Origin of the sequence: Arthrobacter sp. FW306-06-A, from assembly GCF_021870055.1 — a bacterium.
GTDB lineage: Bacteria > Actinomycetota > Actinomycetes > Actinomycetales > Micrococcaceae > Arthrobacter.
The window spans coordinates 123,711-142,475 of sequence record NZ_CP084553.1 but is presented as its reverse complement, the minus strand read 5'-3'; the positions used below and the strand labels follow the sequence as shown (position 1 = coordinate 142,475).

16 protein-coding genes are annotated in these 18,765 nt (G+C 60.3%); 4 read left to right on the top strand and 12 right to left on the bottom strand.

What is annotated here, in order from left to right:
• From LFT49_RS21790 to LFT49_RS21775, 4 genes are all read right to left on the bottom strand, one after another.
• Nucleotides 1–409 (bottom strand): hypothetical protein (locus tag LFT49_RS21790; RefSeq protein WP_237430664.1); only part of this gene is annotated, 409 nt, incomplete at its 3' end.
• 44 nt (nucleotides 410–453) lie between these two features.
• Nucleotides 454–1,887 (bottom strand): chromosome partitioning protein ParA, encoded by a 1,434-nt coding sequence (locus LFT49_RS21785; protein WP_237430663.1) that lies wholly within the window; start codon nucleotides 1,885–1,887, stop codon nucleotides 454–456.
• A gap of 34 nt (nucleotides 1,888–1,921) precedes the next feature.
• Nucleotides 1,922–2,434, bottom strand: coding sequence for a hypothetical protein (locus LFT49_RS21780; protein ID WP_237430662.1), 513 nt, complete (start codon nucleotides 2,432–2,434; stop codon nucleotides 1,922–1,924).
• Nucleotides 2,431–3,510: a CHAP domain-containing protein gene (locus tag LFT49_RS21775; RefSeq protein WP_237430661.1), complete on the bottom strand. Its 1,080-nt coding sequence runs from the start codon at nucleotides 3,508–3,510 to the stop codon at nucleotides 2,431–2,433. The genes LFT49_RS21780 and LFT49_RS21775 overlap by 4 nt, the downstream gene beginning before the upstream one ends.
• A gap of 168 nt (nucleotides 3,511–3,678) precedes the next feature.
• On the opposite strand from LFT49_RS21775, the gene LFT49_RS21770 reads away from it, so the two are divergent.
• Nucleotides 3,679–4,830: an alpha/beta fold hydrolase gene (locus LFT49_RS21770; RefSeq protein WP_237430660.1), complete on the top strand. Its 1,152-nt coding sequence runs from the start codon at nucleotides 3,679–3,681 to the stop codon at nucleotides 4,828–4,830.
• On the opposite strand, the gene LFT49_RS21765 is transcribed toward LFT49_RS21770, so the two are convergent.
• The 3 genes from LFT49_RS21765 to LFT49_RS21755 are packed head-to-tail and all read right to left on the bottom strand — an operon-like array spanning nucleotide 4,827 to nucleotide 6,644.
• Nucleotides 4,827–5,738 (bottom strand): hypothetical protein, encoded by a 912-nt coding sequence (locus LFT49_RS21765; RefSeq protein ID WP_237430659.1) that lies wholly within the window; start codon nucleotides 5,736–5,738, stop codon nucleotides 4,827–4,829. The two genes, LFT49_RS21770 and LFT49_RS21765, sit on opposite strands and share 4 nt — an antisense overlap.
• A 6-nt stretch (nucleotides 5,739–5,744) precedes the next feature.
• Nucleotides 5,745–6,191, bottom strand: a complete 447-nt coding sequence (locus LFT49_RS21760; protein WP_237430658.1) for a hypothetical protein — start codon at nucleotides 6,189–6,191, stop codon at nucleotides 5,745–5,747.
• Nucleotides 6,192–6,644, bottom strand: coding sequence for a hypothetical protein (locus LFT49_RS21755; RefSeq protein WP_108598333.1), 453 nt, complete (start codon nucleotides 6,642–6,644; stop codon nucleotides 6,192–6,194).
• A gap of 706 nt (nucleotides 6,645–7,350) precedes the next feature.
• Here LFT49_RS21755 and LFT49_RS21750 point away from each other — a divergent pair.
• Nucleotides 7,351–7,587 carry a hypothetical protein gene (locus tag LFT49_RS21750; protein ID WP_028272859.1) on the top strand — a complete coding sequence of 79 codons (237 nt, stop codon included), beginning with the start codon at nucleotides 7,351–7,353 and terminating at the stop codon, nucleotides 7,585–7,587.
• Between the two features lie 302 nt (nucleotides 7,588–7,889).
• Nucleotides 7,890–9,632, top strand: a complete 1,743-nt coding sequence (locus LFT49_RS21745; protein ID WP_237430657.1) for a helix-turn-helix domain-containing protein — start codon at nucleotides 7,890–7,892, stop codon at nucleotides 9,630–9,632.
• A 184-nt stretch (nucleotides 9,633–9,816) separates the two neighbouring features.
• On the opposite strand, the gene LFT49_RS21740 is transcribed toward LFT49_RS21745, so the two are convergent.
• Both LFT49_RS21740 and LFT49_RS21735 read right to left on the bottom strand, forming a co-directional pair.
• Nucleotides 9,817–10,392 (bottom strand): hypothetical protein, encoded by a 576-nt coding sequence (locus tag LFT49_RS21740; protein ID WP_237430656.1) that lies wholly within the window; start codon nucleotides 10,390–10,392, stop codon nucleotides 9,817–9,819.
• Between the two features lie 158 nt (nucleotides 10,393–10,550).
• Nucleotides 10,551–11,492, bottom strand: a complete 942-nt coding sequence (locus tag LFT49_RS21735) for a ParA family protein (RefSeq protein WP_237430655.1) — start codon at nucleotides 11,490–11,492, stop codon at nucleotides 10,551–10,553.
• 1,188 nt (nucleotides 11,493–12,680) lie between these two features.
• On the opposite strand from LFT49_RS21735, the gene LFT49_RS21730 reads away from it, so the two are divergent.
• Nucleotides 12,681–13,658, top strand: coding sequence for a competence protein CoiA family protein (locus tag LFT49_RS21730; protein WP_237430654.1), 978 nt, complete (start codon nucleotides 12,681–12,683; stop codon nucleotides 13,656–13,658).
• 14 nt (nucleotides 13,659–13,672) lie between these two features.
• Here the strand turns inward: LFT49_RS21730 and LFT49_RS21725 are convergent, their stop codons facing one another.
• The 3 genes from LFT49_RS21725 to LFT49_RS21715 are packed head-to-tail and all read right to left on the bottom strand — an operon-like array spanning nucleotide 13,673 to nucleotide 18,636.
• Nucleotides 13,673–14,713 (bottom strand): Eco57I restriction-modification methylase domain-containing protein, encoded by a 1,041-nt coding sequence (locus tag LFT49_RS21725; protein ID WP_237430653.1) that lies wholly within the window; start codon nucleotides 14,711–14,713, stop codon nucleotides 13,673–13,675.
• The gene (locus tag LFT49_RS21720) at nucleotides 14,706–18,002 is read right to left on the bottom strand and encodes a DEAD/DEAH box helicase (RefSeq protein ID WP_237430652.1); all 3,297 of its coding nucleotides are present in this window, start codon (nucleotides 18,000–18,002) and stop codon (nucleotides 14,706–14,708) included. The genes LFT49_RS21725 and LFT49_RS21720 overlap by 8 nt, the downstream gene beginning before the upstream one ends.
• Nucleotides 17,995–18,636, bottom strand: coding sequence for a hypothetical protein (locus tag LFT49_RS21715; RefSeq protein ID WP_237430651.1), 642 nt, complete (start codon nucleotides 18,634–18,636; stop codon nucleotides 17,995–17,997). Before LFT49_RS21715 ends, LFT49_RS21720 begins: the two co-directional genes overlap by 8 nt.
• Nucleotides 18,637–18,765 lie beyond the last annotated feature (129 nt).

The window sequence follows — 18,765 nt, the reverse complement described above, 5'->3', positions numbered from 1 at the left end:
CCAGGACCGCGAGGCCTAGCAGGTTGACGTCGGGAGCTGCGCCGGAGGCCCATTGGATGAGGGCTCTTTGCGCTGCTTTCAGTCCGTGCATGTCTGAGCGGCAAACCAGGAGGACGGCAGGTTTGCTGAAGCCGTCTTCAAGGATGGGCCAGGCATGTTCTGTCGGGCGTGCGCCCTCCACGAGGTGGCTGAGCCGGGTTTCGCCCGCTCCCCCGTGGACGCCGGTAACCCAGACCGTTGCCGTGCCGGTGACCGCGCGACGGGCGAGGCGGTCAGCTGCGTCCGGTTCCACCATCCCCAGGACCGGGCCGGTGATGATCACCGGCGGAGAAACATGTTCATCTGCGGTGGCGGCTTCGGGCTCTGCCGTTTCTGGGCTGGTGATCCAGGGGTTCAGTTGCTGGTTCATCTGCATCCTCCTTTCAGGACTGGATTGTGGCGGTCAAAGGGTACTTAGAAGCCGGTGGCGACGGCGGCCGCGGCCGCCAGCCATGCCCGCTGGGTAGCGGGTTGGAGGGCTTCATAGCGGATAGGTCCGTTGACCAGCGCCGGGTCGTAAGGAATCCTCACGACGGCCCGGACGAATGGTTCGAAGCCGTCCGCAATGCGCTGGGCCTCGTCTTTGGCCCTCTTTAGGGCATCTCCTGACATGGCGCGCTTCGCGTCGGTGGATTCGGAGACGATGACAACGGCGTTGCGGGCCAGTTCGGCGTCGTGGCCGCCACGGGATTCGAGGGTCTGCAGCGTCAACCGGGCGGCTTCTGCGCGGTCCTCGATGGCCGTTACAGGCACGACGAGCTGGTTGGTGTGGTGAATCATCCGGCGCCAGTTCGCCGCCCGGGCAGTGTTGCCCGAGTCCATGACCACCAGCCGGTAATAGCGGGTGAGGACCTGGTGGGCGATGTCGACTTCCTCGGCGGTCACTTCGTGGTCGCCTTCCTCGTTCTCATCCGAGCGCAGGACATCGAATTTGTCTGCGGTCTGGTGGTGGACGAACTTGGCAATCTCGGCGGCGTTCGTTGCCGGGGAGAGCAGTTCGGTCGAGGAATCGATCAGGTCCAGGACACTGCGGTCATGGGCGCCCTTTTCCGTGCGCCACCCCAGCGTGCCTTGGGATTCGTTGTTGTCCCAGGCGACGGTGGCGGCCCCGCTGTAGCGGGCGAGGATGGCCGAGAGCATGACGACCGTGGGGGTCTTGTTGGCACCGCCCTTGCGGTTGACCACGGCAATGGTCCGGGGACCTGGCCAGTGCTGGCTGACCGTGCGGATATCTTCCCGCTCGGAGAGTTCTTCGGCTGACGGGTCCATCCGGAGGCCAAGGCGCGTGAGTGCACCCCGCCAGCCCTGGGTGGCGGGTTCCAGGACCGGGGCGCTGACCAGGAATGAGGTTTCCTTCAGACTGCGGCGGGTCGGTGCCTCCTGCGCTTCCGGGGTCGGCGTGGACGTGGTTTCGGGTGTCAGGGTCATGGATGTTCCTGTCGCTAATGGGACGGTTCCCGGTACGTCAGTGATCGGCTCGTCTTTGATGGGCGCTGGGATGGTTTCTGCAACCGCAGGAGCGGGCGGTGCTGCCGTCTGGGTGGGAGCTTCGGCCACGCGGCGGCGTGAGGCCTTGGCCACGTAGTTGATGGACTCCTTAGTGCCGTCCGGGTGCACGATCAGCTCACCCTGGCCTTCCGGGTCATCGACCTGGACACGCACCGGGCGATTCAGCGTCTTCGCTTCCCTAAGGACGAGGGACAGGGCGTTGTCGCGGAGTTGCTGCAGGGACTCTGCCGCTTTCACGTTCCGTGAGTTGCCGGCAACAACCACTTCTGCTGTGCCGTTGGCACGGACGATGGCGTTGATCTTGGGGAAGGCCGGGACATCTGTCTGGTTCAGGACCATAGCGTTCTACCTTTCTGAAACGTGGTGAGGAGTGTCAGGAAGCCGGTGGTGTGAGGCGGTTGACCTTCCACGGGGCGTCCTTGCCGGTGCGGAGCAGCTGCACTGTGTAGGTCCCGGCGTCGGTGGGCACTGCCGCCATGACCCCGTAGCCGTTGGCTTCATCGACGTTCAGTGTGGCCGGGCCGGTGACGCGGCTGGCGGGAATGTTGGCCGGGTCCACCGCCGAGTAATCGGCGGTGGCCTGTGGCGTCAGCCAGCGGGCAAGATCATTGGCCCACTGCTTTTCCTCCACACCGGGGCGGGCAAAGTCCGCCATGGCCTTCCCAGCGATGTCCACGGCTGCGTCCTTGCTGGCCTGATCCCAGGCGATGCCGATCGTGGCCGGGACCGTGCCGCCGGGAGCCTGTGGGCCGCTGCTGGCGCTCAGCGAAACCGGGGCCGACGGCGTGGCGGCTGTGGGGTCTTCCTGTGCCGACGTGGTGTTCGCTGCCGGTGCGCACGCGGTGCAGAGCAGGGCTACTGCGATGAGGGCCAGGGGCTTGTTCATTTCTTCTCCTCTTGGGTGGGCAGGTACAGGAAGGCTGAAGGGACACCGCTGCTGACGGTCCGGGTGTAGTAGTTGTGATCGTCCGGGGGCGGGTTGCCGTTGTAGCCCTCTTCGACGTAGGTCCCGTCGTCCTTGACTTCCTTGACCACGGCGACGTGACCGAAAGTGGGGTCCGCTCCCCCGGTTCCCGGTGCGTACCAGACGACCGCCCCAACACGGGGGGCGGAACCGGTGGCCCAACCTTTGGCGTCCCAGCCGGCCTTCCACGTCAGGGCCGAACCAAGGCCCTGCCCGTCGGGGCGGAAGTTGCCGTTGAGGAACTTGAACGGTTCGCCGGTGGACCCCATTTGCTGGTTCACCCGCCATAGGGCGAAGTCCACGCATTCGCGGTAGAACATGCCCAGCGGTGATGCGGCGGCAGTGCTAGCTCCGACCTGCATCCAGGTCGGAGAGTCTTTCCACGGGTAGTCATCCCCGGCACCGGAGTGGCCTGGGATGGCGCAGTCGCTGCCTTCGAGGGTGAACTGCCCGTCCGAGAGTGCCTGGACGAGCTTTACGGCCTCCGGCCAGTACTTCTGGTAGTGGTACGGGTCGGCGTTGCGCTGCACCTTGTTGCCGGCAAGGGTCGGCTCTAGCAGCTCCCAGCCCTCGACCTTTTGCAGGGCCTTGATGAAGTTCGTGGCACTGATGGTCGGGTGCATACGGTGGGCGTAGGAGCCCCACGCGCCGTTGTCGCGCTGCTGAAACAAGCCACGGGAATCGGGACCCGGTCCGTCACCGTAGTCCAGAACGCGCAGGCCCGACTCCCCCAGCGCCACCATGACGCTGATCATCTGACCCTTCACGGACAGGTCCAGAGCCTTACCGGCACCCATGATCGCAGCGGCGTTCTTCAACTGCTCCTCGGTGTAGCCCTCGACCTTCGTTTCGGCGTTGATGACAACTGAAACGGACGCGCCGCAATCGGCAGCCGCGGGCTTTGCTGGCGCGAGGAGCAAGAGGATGGAAAAGACCAGCCCTATCAAGATGCCGGGGACCACGATGACCGCCACGAGACCAAGTGACTTCCGCTGCATGCAAATTCCCCCTTGAGCCCCCAACTGGCCCACCCCAAGACTATCTGCCTGTAGTGGACATGTGCAACGAATGTCGTGTGCATGCTTCATACATATCCAAGGCTTGAGGAACGTTTACGATGATTGGGCTTCGATACTCTTCCCGGGGTTGGCGCTGGAGGGCGGGACATGATGCTGACGACAAGGCGTAACCTCGCCTGCCTGGCGTTCCTCGTACCCGCGGGCTCACTATTCGGATTAGCGGTCATCATGGCCCGCAAGATCGTTAAACGGGGCCCAAAGGACTACCGTCGTGCCGAGCTGACAGATGATGGCCGCAGAGTCCGCATCGACTTGGATGACTACACCAAAGCCCACGGCGACTTCGCCGTGTTCGACCCTGCGGCCGAGCGTTTCACCAGGGTCGGCGAGGTCACCCTGATCGACGAGGAGCAAAAGTTCGTGGAGCGTCGAATCCATCCGACGGGGTCCGGGCCGGTGACTTTGGGACCCGTGGTCGACTGGACGCCCGACGTGTTCTTCGAACCTTCCGCTGTGGCCGGGCGTTTTGAAGAGGTACACATCCCCACTGCCTACGGCGCGGCGCCGGCATGGCTATTCGAAGGTAGGAGCGCGGACACATGGGTGATCCACATCCATGGCAGCTGGACCGACCGCTCGATCATGTTTCGTGACGTCCACGCCTTCAGCGCCTTGGGATTCACCTCCTTGGTCCCCTCATTCCGCAGCGACCTGGAGGTCAGCCCACCACAGGCCGAATCGAGCCACCTTGGTCAAACAGAATGGCGAGACGTGGAAAGCGCTGTGGCCTACGCCGTGGCTCACGGTGCACAGCGAATCATCCTCTCGGGCTGGTCAATGGGTGGGACGATCGCCCTGCTCACAGCGGAGCGTAGCGCCTACCGTGACCGGATCGCCGGGATTGTCCTGGTTGGACCGGTCACGAGCTGGCGTAAAACCATCAGGGCGGGAGCGGAGGCCGCCGGCGTGCCTGCCGTAGGAGCCGGCCTTGTCATGTCCTTGCTTCAGGCTCAACCCTTCGCGAAGATGCTCGGGCTGGAAGAACCGATCAACTTCGATGCCCTTGAGTGGGTCGACATACCTAACCGTGTGTCAATCCCAACCCTGGTCCTGCACTCGAGTGCCGATCAGGAGGTTCCCTGGGAAATCTCGGCGGCGTTCCAACGCGCGAACCCCGACACCGTCACCCTGATTCCCTTACCTGAGGCGCACCACACCCAGGAGTGGAATGTGTCACCCCACACCTTCACCAACGAACTCACGAGTTGGATCAACAAAACGATCCTGACCGAAGGCTAGACCCGCGCGTCCAGCTTGGCCTCGATCTGGCTGATCCTGCCCTGAACAGACTCCGGGAACGGGCACATGTTCCCCCGCTGGTAGTTGTGCAAAACGATGAGGCTTTTGTAGACCCCATTTTCCAGCGTTTCGTTGAACAGGTCCCATGCCGGACTAACCCGAGACGTATCTGCATTTACCCGGATCCTCAGCGCAGTAAGCCAAAGCGCATCGATCATCCAGAGCCGCAACCTCGGCAGCTGCTTGGACAGGAAAAGAATTAGCCACCCCGCGGCAGTCACCGAGAGGCCGGCATAGAAAAGACGGTCAAACCAGGCTCCGATCGCCTCTGCGAAGGCATCCCACGGCGTGAAGTGGAACAGCAGCACATATGCAATGTGGCACGAGACGGCCGCCGCGACGACGACCAAGCCCGCTGAGAATGTTGCGTACAGGCCCCTAGCCTTGTGCCGAAGCATGTAGATGATCCTAAGCACGGTGAATAGCAACGCGAACATGTACGTGCCGCTGTAAGTGGCAGTCGCAAGTTGGTCCATGCGGTAGTCAATGAAGTCCGCAGAGGTTGGACCTTTGTCCTCAATGAGGGCGAAGCTGACAATCATGATGGGAATGCTCAACAAGGGAGCATAGTAACTCCACCTGACTGGTACGGTTGCTAACCGCCGCACGCTGTCGTTGAAGAAGAAGATCGCCAACAGCGCGAATATGGCTTGAAGAAGGTTCGTCACGTTGACGCCACCGAGGTAGCTGTCGATGGACGCCAGCGGCGCAACCGTTCCCAGGACATAAAGTGCCGCCAAGCCGAACATCGATGCCACCCACGATGCCCGGGCTTCCGCCACCTTGACTACCGAGGGGATCCGAAGGAGGCATAGGGCACTGAGCAGCGCAAAGAGCAACTGTTTCATGGTCTATCAGAGGAAAGGATCAGTCTCGGAGGAGTTACGTGCGCGGGTCTTCTTTGACATCTCGAAAGCAAAATCCTCCACCCAGCGTTCTACGGGATGATTCAGAACAGAACAGCAGCTCATGCTTTTCGCGCCGGCAGCCTCCTTCAGCATCTCTTCAGAGAAATCGGGCAGAACCAAGTGGCCTTGAAAGCTCTCCAGATATATGTGTCCGAGCTCGTGATAGATGCAATGAAGCTTGTACTGCGTCGAGTTTTGCGGCGGGACATAGATCTTGAAGTGATCTTCAAAGTCCAATTTGAAGGCTGTCAGAGTTCCCCAAGACCCCTCCTGCTCGATCAGCTTGATCGGCTTTTCGCAGATGACGGCCAGACGTTCCAGGACCTCCGCCATTGACGTCGTGCCGTCTCCGCATAACTCCCGGACCTTTTCTGCCACCGGTGGGAGGCCCATTCAGTCCTCCTCTTCGCCGTTCATCGACGCATCGATGATCCTGGTAATCGTCCGTAGCATTTCAGGCGAGGTGGCCCCCAGGTTTCTTGCCGCAAAGTTCTTCACCTTGAGCTTGCGCATCTGCACAAGGAACTCCATGCGCGCTTCCACCTCAGGGGGAGTCTCGCTGTTGAGATCACACAGATAACTGGCAGGTACGGCAAAAACGTACTCTGCTATGCCCTTTAGCAGTTCCTGATCGGTCACCAGGCTGCCGGTGCCGTTGATCAAGTATGACCAGCGCGTCCGAGACAGGTGGATTCCGTGGGCCGAAAGTGCTTCTTCCACATGAGGGTACGTGAGCACAGTGTTGTGATCGGACTCCCAGATATCCACCAGGATGCCCATGCGATCCGCCAGGCGCTCTTTCTTCTGCTGTTGCGTGAGAAACACGCTGCGGCCCCCATTTGCCATCTATAAAGCTCCTTAGCCAAGCTCAGCCTCTTGTATAGGCCGCCACACAGAGCAGGCGGGCAGCTAACAGAATGCTACCTGACGACTACAAGAGGGTACAGGAAGTGAGTTGTGCATGTGCGGAGCATGTATGTAGTCTGTCGTTTGCTTGGGCTGTTGAAGGAACAATTAGGCAACTTCACTGTGGCAGTCGCTGACGTCGTAGGGCCGCAGAAGGGGCATGGGGAGGGGGGGTGCGGGGCACCTTGGGCGGGTGGGTCTGCCGCCTGCGGCAGGCCGGGCGCAGCACATTACTCCCCCAAGCTTCTGCTAAAAGATGGCACCAAGGGTGGCTCGAGCAGCAAACCCACCGGGCTGCCCGTCACAGGAGAGGGCGAAGTTGGTGTGCTGAACACGTTGAGAGGACTGAAGGGCTTGGGCCGGCACGTAACCGATCGTCAACCTTGGGCCAGACCAGTCATTGGCCGACCCCTAACTGCTGAGCGGTTGCTGTTGGGAAACCATTCCCCGTACCGAGGCGAAGATCGAGCTCAAAGTCACAAACGCGACACGCTACCGTTTTCTGAAAACAAATCCCCGCCCCTTCAATTGGCCGGTGATAGCTTCAGAGCAGTCGCAATGACAACCCAGTCAGTTTGAGCGGCAGGCAATACAACGATGAAGCTGTAACCGCTCTAGCGGGTACAAAATTCAAAGGACACAGCACATGACGGCAGTAGCAGTAAATCGAGGCGGCGGGCGCCCCAGTAAAGGCCTGCGTAAGTTCATTGGTTTCCGCACACAGGAACACACCGCTGACGGGATTGCCAAGGTGGCCGCCCACAAGGGTCTGACCGTCACTGAATACGTTCTGTCCGTTGTAGAGCCGAAGCTGCAAGAGGATCTGGCCGCACTCGACCAGGATGACTACCAGCAGGAGCTGCCCATCCGCATCGCCTCATAACAAAAGAGAAGGCCCGCACTAGGCGGGCCTTCGAAGCTTGAGACTTACCCTCTGGATTGCTTGCCGGCGGATCAGATTGTAAGTCGTGGAGAGCCTAAACAGGCCATCCTTTGTGTTGCTATGAAACCGATCTGGCAGGATCGGCCCTTTTTCGTACCTCAATCCCCGAAAGGATTACCCACATCGTACATCAGCACGTCTCCGTGCTGCCAGCACGCCCCGCTGTTGGCGTGTCAACGCAGCCAGACGACCCTGCAACCGTTTGGGCAGCTCTAGCTCCCTTGCTAGCCGGCCAGCCCCGAATGCGCCTCTCTCGTGATGCAGGTAAAACGTACCCGCAGAAGCACGAACGGAACCTGACCGAAGCACTCCCCTCGCTGCCCGCGGCCGTGAAAATTTTCGGTAAGGACGGAACCTGCGCGGCAATCTTTCTCGACTTTGACTCCTCAGTGGCCGGACTCGATTGGGTACAGGCCGACGTCCGAGCGGTCCAGGCCTGGCTGCACTCGGTTGGGGCCCGCTGGATTGAGGACTACTCCCCCAACGGCGGTCGCCACGTCTACATCCCCCTCGCACGGCGGGTCACCTTTTCAGAAGCACGTGACCTCGTCGAAGCGCTGGGCACCCGCTACCGGACCCTGGATAAGACCCCGCACCAGAACCTGCTCCATGGATGCATGCGAACTCCCGGTTCGCCGCACAAACGCGGCGGGCACCAGGAACTGGCAATGAGCCTGTCGGTGGCCTACGACATCGCCCGCCGTCCCAACAGGGCCGCGGTCTGGGATGCCATGACCAAGGACCTAGCTGCAGAGATCAAGGCGGTTCGGGCGCTGCGCCAGGAAGAAACCTTTACGCCTACCACCTCGGACGCACCCATAATCGACCAGCCGGTTGGGCGCATGTCCCGCGCGATGCAGTTGCTGGCCCAGACCGGGATGTACGACACCAATCGCTACGCCTCTGACTCCGAGGCCCGCCAGGCGGTCATCCTCAGTGCCGCGGCTGCCGGCTTGAAGCTGCTGGATGTGGAACGTCGGATTCTGCAGGGAACCTGGCCTGGACTTGCCTCTTTCTACGCCCGCTACGCAGCCCGCCACCGCCTCCCGTCACTGCGCCGGGACTGGTCGAACGCCCTCAGCTACCTCAGTAAAAATCAGGCAATAGGAACCGAGAAAAACAATGTCCGCAGATCCCCCACAAGCCAGCCAACTACACAGGCGGCAGGGATTAAGGGATCTTCTTCAATTTCAAATCCCGATGCAGAGCATCGGTACATCCGGACCTGGCGCAGTGCGCTCAGGATCCGGGAGGTGAACTACCAGCAAATCAGGATCGGGATGGGGCGACGAATGGTGCTCAGGGCACTAGGGGAGGCAGCCCACATGACAGGGTCCCGCTTTGTTGAATTCGGGGTCCGTTCCATTGCCGTGGCTACAGGTCTTGATCACACCACTGTTGGGCTGCATCTGAGGCAGCTGCGTGAGGAGAAGGACCCTCTAATCACTCTCGTTGAAGAAGCCAGGGGAACTAAAGGCGATCTCTACATGCTGACCGTTCCCGAAGAGCTGAGAAGTGTTGCCGAGGATGCTACTTGGCAGAAAGGGAAAATCCACGCGCTGCGGCCTGTTTTCCGGGAACTGGGTCTACCGGCTGCGTTCGTTTACGAAGCGCTGGAGCACTCCCCCGGGATGCCCATCACCGAGATTGTGCGGGTGGCCAGGCTTTCCAGATCCGCAGTGCACGAAGCCTTGGAGGTTCTCGCTGCATGGAACCTGGCTGTCCGCAGTCCTAGCCGGGCCTGGTCAGTTGTGGCCGGGACATCACTGAAACAGCTGGCCGAACAATTCGGGGTCCTCGAAGCGGTGGCAGCCCAGTTACAGCGCTACCGCAACGACCGGATTATTTGGCGGGAATGGCTCGCCAAAAACGTAAATACCATCCCGGAGCTGCTCTCCCCCGACGAAGACTATCCCTGGGAAATGTTCGAGGGGCCACCCGATGAATGGCTACTGTCCGACATGGCTTTCAACAGAACAGGATGAGGGTCAGCGCCAAAGGCGTGTCGGTTGTGACCTAGGCCCGGACTGTACACCTTGACGGGTGTCGATGGGCCGGCCGCCGCCGCCACTCCCCCGGTGTAGCTTTCGCACCCTCGTTTTCATGCCATAAGTCATGCCATAAGCACTACTGGAAGACTAGCCATGCTTGTCCCAAGGAGCTCCTGGATCACTCTCCCGCAGTCGATCTAGCGTGAATATGAAGCTTGAGGACGGCCGAGACGAGCGCGCTGCGTGACGGTGCGTCGAACTCGGCGACCTTCTCATCCAGCCAAGCGACCTGAAGCCCGTCGAGGCGCAGCTGGATCTGGATGCCGGCTTCGCCCCGTTTTCGCGGTGCACGGCGGGGCATGCCGGAGCTGGTCAGCGTTGTTTCGGGAGTGAACTCCTTGGTGATCTGATTGTCGTCGACGGCTTCGAAGGCATCAATTAACAGGTCCGCGTACGTGGTCCGTTCCTGGTAGACGGCATCCTTCACTTGCGCCAGGAGCGCCGGCGGCAGGTAGACGCCGACGTTGCGCAGCGCCCCGGGAACCAGCTCGGAGGCTTTGGTTGCGTTAGCTGTATTCCTGGCACCAGGTTGATGCCGCGTGGTGGCCTTTGGGGCCTTGACGACTGTAGGCGCGGGCTCTTCCTGGTCTGCCTCAAGGGGCGCCTTCTCAACAGGTGCCTGCTCAGCTGGACGTATATCCGCCGGCCGTTGCTCAATAGGTACCGGTGCGGGTTCGGGTGCTGCTGGCTGCACCTGGATAAGTTCAGGGGCCGTTGTCTCTACGGACTCTCCGGTTTTGGGTTCCGGTGCAGGAGCGCCCCTCCCCCGCTTCGGAGCCAGCAACCCTTGGAGTGCTGCACCCCGGGCAGGCGCTACAGGTGCGAATGCCCCCGCAAGGTTCTGTCGGCCGCTCATGCTTCGTTCCCGCTTTCGATCTCGTTTAGTCGGGCGAGGATCTCGCCGGTCAGCTGCTCGTACTCTTCAGCGAGTCCCCCGGCATTTCGCGAGAAGAAGCCGTCCGTCGGCTTCTCCCCCGCCCGGAGCGCCTTCAGGCGGTTCTTCTGAGCGTCAGTAACGGCACCTTCAAGTTCGTGGAAAAGCAGGCCCTTTCGGCGGGCGTCGGCGCTTGCGCTCTCGAGGTTCCTGATGCGGGTGGCGAAGACCGGGGCGACGGTGCCGAGCATTTCCTCCAAGGTGTCTCGGACGCTGCGTTCGAGGCGCATGGAGCGCGGTCCTACGCCGAACAAGACGATGCCTGCCAACTGCAGGGACGGGTTCCGGTCACGTACGGCCATGAAGCGGCGTGCAATGCGTTCGACACCGTCGATGCTCGCATCATCGGACCGGGTAGGAATGACGACTGCACTGGAGATCGCGAAGGCACCTTCTACGAGGATCCGCTCCCCCGGCGGGGTGTCGATCAGGATCAAGTCGTACTCGTCTGCCAACGGGGCCAATACGGCGTAGAGCATGTCGCCGAAGTCGCCGGCGCCGGAGCGGCTGGAGCGGGACACCATTAGGCCCTGGATGTCTTCAAGGTCTTGGCCGCCCGGGATTACGTCAAGGTTTTCCCGAACATCGCGGAGGATCGTCGGCGGCGTGCCGGCGATCAGGGCCTGAAAGAATTCCCTCCCTGTCTGCCGCTCATATCCGAGGTCGCGGGCCAGATCGCCCTGCGGGTCAAGGTCGATCAGCAGCACACGCGAGCCGGCCAGCGCCACGTAACCGCCAACGTTGGCTGCAGTGGTCGTCTTACCGACTCCGCCTTTGCCGTTCGCCAGAGATACGACACGGTCAAGGGCCCGTGTTGCTTGAAGTTTCGGGGGTACGGGGGTTTCCAGCGATCGTGCCATCGGCCGACGACTCTCCTACTTGGTGGGGTGCATTTTGTCCTGCTGTCAACGCTATGTGGGCTCCTTTAGGAATATTGGCAGTGACACGCGTAAGAGTAGTAACAGTTCGTTGAGCAGGGTCACACACGGTGCGCCACACGGTAGACATGGCGGGACTTGATGTCCGTGCCCCTACCTGGTTTCAAGCGGGGTAACGCGTTGGAGCCGCAATTGGGCCTCACGCTGTGGTTCACGCCGTTGCGGTTGTAGGGACTTACATTGTCAGACCCATGATCACTCCTGTTTTATTGCACGCCTATGGGCTTGCTTGTCGTCACGCCTCGACTCAAACACAGCGAATCGTTGGGTCTCCTATTGGCAGTGCGGCGTGATTAAAAGCCTTGCGGCGGGCTGGCCTCATGGCGGGAATTCCAAGTCTTCTTTCAGTTGACCGTCCAACATGAGATATGGCGTGGCTTATGGCATGAAGGATTGTTGGTCCCGAAATGGACTGCACAACCTCTAGCAGAACAAGGACCATGGCTGGCCGCCTAGGGGCCTGCAACCAATGTTAATCGAGCGCCTGCGCAGGGGCCCGCAGGTATCACCCGGGGAAAATTAACACACTTGCGCTATTAGCCGAGCCGGTATTCCGGCTGGCGCTTGGGGGAGAGAGCGGGGGGGCCGACCCCGTACCAGGAGGCACGGCCTGCCGGTCGGGCCATGGATCCGCTCTTCTGGTGCGGCAGCGGGGAACAACCTCGTCAACGTCCTCCAACAACCTCGTCAACGTCCTCCAACAACCTCGTCAACGTCCTCCAACAACCTCGTCAACGTCCTGCAGATGATCGAGCATCTTGTCCTGTGCTGGGTCGACTGGCCCTCGAGCCACTCACACCAGGGTCGGAGAAGAACCTGTGACAGCCCGCAGCGTTCAACGCGGCATGCTGTAGTTCCGTGTTCTGATCACCTGCTGACCTTGGCTTATCCAATACTCCCCAAAGCGACTTCAATGGCCCATCAAAGGCCACTCTTCCTTTGTCGAGAATGGATCAGTTGAGACAGATTGTTGAGACGGCGCACGGTTCGCTGGAACCGCTGGAAGGCAGGGCTTCGAAAATAGTTGACGACGAACTCGGCCGGTCTTGATTAAGGATCCTTTGTTGAGACCCTGATGTGATTGTCAGACCGTTCGCAAATAATCTCGCCATGATAGAAGTACGTCAGCTCTACCCGCGCCAATGGGAGCCATCGGACCCTCTGGTCGCGTACAACAACGCGGACGCGAATGTTGTTGCAGCGGAGGCGATGAGTCGCGGGAACAACTCGTACTACGACCGTTATGGGTACCAGGGATCTCAAGACATCGTTTGCGCTGACTGCAAGCAAGATGGCCGAGACGTTCCGCTCATACTCGTCAATGCCGAAAAGAGGCGTCTCCATTTCCGCCACCAGCAGGGGGAGGCTCCCGATGGATTAGGTAGACACGGGGAAACAGCCGAACACCTACGCGGCAAGCAACTCATCACGAACTGGGCTAAGGACCAGCACCACGTCCTCCCGTGGTCCGTCGAAGAAGAGTACTGGGTGACCGGTGTACGTCTGCGCAGTGATGTGAAGGCTACGCTTGCCGGCGGACAGCAGCTCGCATTCGAGGTCCAGCGCAAGCCAATGGAATGGAAAGACTGGGATCGTCGCCACGGCGGGTACGAACGTGGAGGAATTCGCGATGTGTGGCTGTGGTCACCGGACGTTCCCGACCTCGTCCTCGACCTGCCATTAACCAGCGTCGTCCTGGACATGGAAGAGGAGTTAATAGGGATCCTGGTTGCCAATTACTCCAGCGGCTACCGTCACCCCACCGCTGAAAATGACATGCGCGTCCCCACGCATTACGCCGCCGCTCCGATCGCAGAGTGGACCATCTCGGCCGCGGGCGTCCTTGTGCCTCCGCCGGGGCTGGCAGAGTACATCGGGGATAAGCCCGAGTTCGCCCGCCTACAACAGCTCAGAGCATATCGGGAGGGAACGACACGGCCACCCGAAGCACCCTCGCGGCGACCAGTCAAGACTGTCTTGCAGAGGGAGGCCGCCCGCAGTCTCGCTAAGATGGGCTACAGCGACGAGGAGAGTGCGCGCATCAACGATGTCGTTGCACGCATCTTCGGCAGGGCCACCAACCCTTAGCTCGCCTTAAGCGGTCACTCCATCGGCTTGATCTGGGCCTCGATAAAGGCGATCTCGTCGGAACCGAGCGCGTATTTGGAATACAGCTGCTGGTCGATCTGTGAGATGGACTTCGACCAGTCCAGGTCCGACCCCGGCGTGAAGTCCTGTTGCGGGACGTGCTTCCACTTAATAGCCGAATTGTCCTGAGTCGTTTTGAGGACTCCGAGCAGCGCGCGGGCGAACTTGGTCTTGACGTACTTTGCGCACGCCTCGGCCTCGTCCTCGGAGTCGAACTTGCCGATGGACATGAACGTCTGGGTGAACCCGGTTCTCGGCGGGGCGACAGAAGGCATGCCGACCACCCTGCCCGACTTAACCGCAGCTCCATCGGCTTTGGCGATGAACACCTTGTGTTTGTTCACGACTTCGGGAGCGATTACGTAGTCCTTGCGCACCCACCGCTCCTCACGCTTCCGATTTGCAAGGCCCAGAATTCGAATGTAGTCATGGCCGTCCATGGGGTCCGACTTCAGGCAGACCTCGCCCATGCGCTCGAACGTGTTCGTCTTCATGCGAAGGCCGCTGGAGGCGGGGATACGCTCACGCAACTGGGGATGGTCTACGAAGACCCGCTCGTTCCACGAGCAAGGGTGCTCGGTGATCGTCGAGGCAATGGATGAGCTCGATTGCGATGCCACCGTATCGACCAGCGACTTCGCCGTGTCCGACAAATGGGAGTGGCTACCGATGGGGCCGATAACACTCGTCGCATCGCGGTAGGTTACGACGATCCCGCCGTCAATGGCCGTACCTGGGAAAATCGTCGAAGAAGAGGGCTCGAATATTGCAACCTTTAGGTGCTCATCAGACAGCGTCTTCTCATTCCAGGACTTCGGCGTCTGCCCAGCGTTTGACAAGAATCGAGCGGGGGTAACCAACACAGCACGCTCGGCAACCTCGAACGCCGCATCCATGAATAAGTGGTAGATCGGGGGCGACTTCGCTTCGTTGTCGCCGACCAGATCATCCTGGTACGGCGGGTTGCCGATGACGACATCGAACTTCCTACTCATGGCGGTGCCCTTTCGTCAGCATGTTGTTGATCATCTTTTGCCGCTCCTCAGGGGGCATTTTAGCGAGGTTGCCAACCTTAAAGTGCCCGGATTCCTTAATCCATGCCTTGCGCTCCTGAACGCCGCCCGACACGGCCTCGAGGGTGATCTCGTGGAGAATCCTGTCGTGGCTCATTTCGAAGATCTGCGAGGTCAGGATGTGCTTGAGTCTCTCGTCCTGATCAGGAATCACGGCTGCGAGGCCAGTATCAAGGCGCCGAACGATCTCCATCAAGAATAGACCGGCAGTCGAGAACAGGTCTGCGAACGTCCTATCCGGGTCGGTGAAAATTCCGGGCGCCTCTGCCTCAAGGGCGTCGACCATCATCTTGACGACGGATTGTGGCGTGAACACCAGGGAGGTCTTCTGCTGAGGAATGTAGGCGAAAATGTTCTCGGTCTGGGAGTCATCGAAGTAATCGGCGAGCGACTCCTTCTTGTCCAAAAACTCTTGTACGGCCTCGTCGAAAACCGTCTCGTCGAAGAGGCCCGGTACCTTTATGACGGCGCCGTTATCCTCGGTTACCTCCTGGCCATCGCGCAGCAGACGGAACTCTGCTTCACTGATTCCCGTAATCTCCTCGAACACGTCATCGGGCGTGTACTGGTCAAAGTTCGACAGCCGGATGCCGCGGTCCCCGTAAGCCATGAGGAACATTGGGATCGTGCGGGCGAAGCCCCGCAGGTGGGAACGAGCGTCATCCATCGTCTGATCTACGCGCTTTTGCTCCTTTTTGGTCTCTTCGCGGGTAACGACCTGGGGCACAATATCTTCCATCGTCTTATCTACGATGGCCATAACGTTCGCCTTGAACGCTTTGTCCTCCTCAGCCCTCTTGGCCTCGACAGCCTGGGCCTCCACCTCTGTTGCTACGCTCTTCAGCTCGTCCTCGAGGTGCTTGCTTGCGATGTTGTGCTCGATGTACGCACGCTCTATCTGATCCTTCACTGCCTGCTCGGTCCGCTGGATGTCGCGCTGGACCTGCTGGGCCGTGAGCTTGTAGACCTTTGTCAGCTCTTCGCGCTTGGAGCGGGCCTGCTCAGTCACTGCCTTGGCGATCTTTGTCGCCGCCGTGGCCGCCGGAGCATCGGGCTCCGGAGTAGGGATGTCCTCAATGCTGTAGACGGGTTTGCCCAGTTCCGCGACCTTGGGGTTGATGATGGTCTCCATGTCGACCTGGACGTTGCCGTCAAGGTCCGTGATTGGGGGCGGCTGCGGAATCTCGATGGGCTGCCCGTTAGTGACTTTGCCCTGCTTGGCGGTGGGCAGTTTGTCGAGAATCTCCTTGATATGTGAGGAGTACCGGAAGATGCCGGCGACGTTTGCGAACAGAAGGTTCGACAGGAAGCCGCGGCGGACTACCTCGCGCGCCTTGAAAACCTGCGGGAACGTCAGGACTTGGGCGGCGTCGAGCTCGATCATCCGCCCCTCGGAGTCTTCACCCAAGACGGGGAAAAAGTTGAGCAACCGGCGAATGTTGTCATGCCTCGCCTGCTGGTCACCCGGGGGGTAAGGGTTCAGGTTGTTGGCAAAGGCGTCGAAGATCGTCAGCGTGCGCTCTGGGGCGAAGTCGAAGATGTAGGCGTTCTGCTTTTGGAAGACACGACCGCTGCGTTCGAACGTGCAGGGGTTCTGCGCCCGGAACGCTGACTGCATGTACTGGGCCGGGGATGACATGTTCGACAGCATGATGACCGCGGTCCACTCCGGCACTGTGACGCCTGTGGTTAGCTGCCCGACAGACAGCGTGATGGTCTTGCCGCCCCTCTTCTCCGCCTCGGCGATGGCCTTTCGCACCTTATCGAAGGACTTGTCCGCTGAAACCGGGTCAGACTCATCTGAGCGTCCATCGCCGGCGGCCAGGATGATGGTGTAGTCCTTGAAGACGTCGTGCTTTTTGAGGAGCTTCTCCAGTGCTTTGGCCGAGGCAACGCGGTTCAACAGCCAGAACGAGTGACGGATCTCATCGCGAAGCTCCGGCGTCGAGAATGGGTACTTCTCGTTTGCCGCGAGGCAGTCGAGGAACTTGTTGACCTCAGACTCGTGCTCGAAAAAACCATTGTCTTTCGTCGTAAAGAACTCGTTGAGATCGAACGTGTAGTCGATGTTCTCCGAGTCCTCCTCGACGGCGACACCCTCAGCAAGACGGTCCGCGACCATCCTTGAAATCTGATAGGTCAGCAAATTGAGCGTCGGCAGCTCCGCGTAAGGGTTCTCCTCGCCGTTGTCCTCCCATTGCCGGCGTGCTGTTTGCTCGTCCTCATAGGTCCAGTTGAAGATCTGGTCCTGGTCGAACTTGCCGTCGGCCAGTGCCTTGAAAGGCGTGCCTGACAGATGCAGTGTCCACCGGCGCTTGATCTGGTCGAAAGCTACACCGGACTTAGCAGTGTCGATGCCCTCGTGGGCCTCGTCGATCACCAGCAGATCCCAGTCGAACTTTGTAATGTGCTTGAGTTTGTCGTACGAGCCGCCGAAGTAGTGCGAACCCTTGAGGTCCTGTAACGACAGGAACTCCACGATGCGCGGATCTTCATCCTGATGGTTGAGCGAGTAGGACCGCCACTGCTCGCGAGTCATGGGCTTACGGCCGGCAAGGGAGGGCGAATCCGATACGAACTTGAACGTCGTACGGTGACGGATGAAGCGTACGAAGTCGTCGTACCAGGAATTGGCGATCGCGGGGCGGTTGGTGAGAATCAGGACCCGCCGGGCGTCGAGGGTCCGCATCAGGTCGTATGTAGTCAGCGTTTTGCCAAACCGCGGCTTGGCGTTCCAGAGCATCTCGTTCTGGCCCGAATGGAAAGCAGCTATTGTCTGGGCGACGGCTGCTTGCTGCTCAGGGCGCAGGACGTAGTCGTCCTCAGGGCTGAGGCTTGCTGCGTCCGGGAAGTCCTGGCCGGCGAAGTCGTTGAAGTACTCCAGTGACCCCTTTGGCGCGATCTTAATGTGATGCCACTCCGTGCGCTTGGGTTGGGTTTCGCGCTCGACGCCTTGCTGGTGGAGGTAGGCGTGGAAGTCCTTGTCGGTGAAGCGGCCACCGGCTTCAGACGTGAACAACGCGCGGCGAACCCACACCTTCTTCTTCTCGACGGAAAGCTGGGATGCCTGCTGTGCAATTCGGGTGTCGGCGCTTTCCTGCTCCGTGTACCCGATCTTCTCCCAGCCGTCGTACTTTGGGATGTCTGGCGTCGTCCAGGAGTAGATCAACGGAGTGATCTCGCGGAACGTGCTGATCTTTGGACTAGGCACCGGCCTTCACTTCCTCGTGGACCTTATCGATTCGGCAAACCTGATAGCTGTCGTAAATGGTGAAGTCGAAGCTGCCGTCATCGCGCAACGATGCGAACGTGAACGGCTCACGCTGCACCATGCCAGGGGCTTCATCTATCCGGTTCCACCAGGAGAACTGGATGTCCTGCCCCTCTGGGGTCTGGCCGGTCAGGGTGTTACCGCAGACTATGTTCGTGTCAATAAGAAACGACGCTGCCCGGTGCATGTCGGTGTCCGGGCCACAGGGAGTGCCGTGGGTCTGGTGGAAGCCTAGGAATTCGGCGAGCATGATCGCCTTTGCATCCTGGTGGTTGTCCTCAAGCAGCTCGATGCCGTAAATCGAGGCCAGTGCGAACAGTGACTCCTCCGGCCATTCCTTGACCGGGTACCGCTTCTCGATTGCGTGGAGCTTACGACGCAAAATGGCAACTAAGAAGTTGCCGTCGCCCGCTGCAGGTTCGAGGAATGTCTTATCGACGAAGTCGCTGCTGTTCTCTAACTCTTCACGAACCAAGTCGAGCATTCGCTTGACCATGTGCCGCGGGGTAAATACCTCACCGTAGATCTTGACGCGATGGCGGGACTTCATGACCTGCTCCTCGACAATCGTCACTGGCGCCACCCATACCGAAGGGGATGGGCAGCGGCACCCGCGGGGGCGGGGTCGTCGGCCGTCTTGTGGAGCAAGTCCGCCAACTGGTCATCTCGTAATGGCGACACATTCACTCCAATTTGTTCAAGC

Coding starts and splice junctions, on each gene's coding strand:
- LFT49_RS21785 (WP_237430663.1), bottom strand. CDS start 1,887: ATGGTCCTGAACCAGACAGATGTCCCGGCCTTCCCCAAGATCAACGCC.
- LFT49_RS21780 (WP_237430662.1), bottom strand. CDS start 2,434: ATGAACAAGCCCCTGGCCCTCATCGCAGTAGCCCTGCTCTGCACCGCG.
- LFT49_RS21775 (WP_237430661.1), bottom strand. CDS start 3,510: ATGCAGCGGAAGTCACTTGGTCTCGTGGCGGTCATCGTGGTCCCCGGC.
- LFT49_RS21770 (WP_237430660.1), top strand. CDS start 3,679: ATGATGCTGACGACAAGGCGTAACCTCGCCTGCCTGGCGTTCCTCGTA.
- LFT49_RS21765 (WP_237430659.1), bottom strand. CDS start 5,738: ATGAAACAGTTGCTCTTTGCGCTGCTCAGTGCCCTATGCCTCCTTCGG.
- LFT49_RS21760 (WP_237430658.1), bottom strand. CDS start 6,191: ATGGGCCTCCCACCGGTGGCAGAAAAGGTCCGGGAGTTATGCGGAGAC.
- LFT49_RS21755 (WP_108598333.1), bottom strand. CDS start 6,644: ATGGCAAATGGGGGCCGCAGCGTGTTTCTCACGCAACAGCAGAAGAAA.
- LFT49_RS21750 (WP_028272859.1), top strand. CDS start 7,351: ATGACGGCAGTAGCAGTAAATCGAGGCGGCGGGCGCCCCAGTAAAGGC.
- LFT49_RS21745 (WP_237430657.1), top strand. CDS start 7,890: ATGCGCCTCTCTCGTGATGCAGGTAAAACGTACCCGCAGAAGCACGAA.
- LFT49_RS21735 (WP_237430655.1), bottom strand. CDS start 11,492: ATGGCACGATCGCTGGAAACCCCCGTACCCCCGAAACTTCAAGCAACA.
- LFT49_RS21730 (WP_237430654.1), top strand. CDS start 12,681: ATGATAGAAGTACGTCAGCTCTACCCGCGCCAATGGGAGCCATCGGAC.
- LFT49_RS21725 (WP_237430653.1), bottom strand. CDS start 14,713: ATGAGTAGGAAGTTCGATGTCGTCATCGGCAACCCGCCGTACCAGGAT.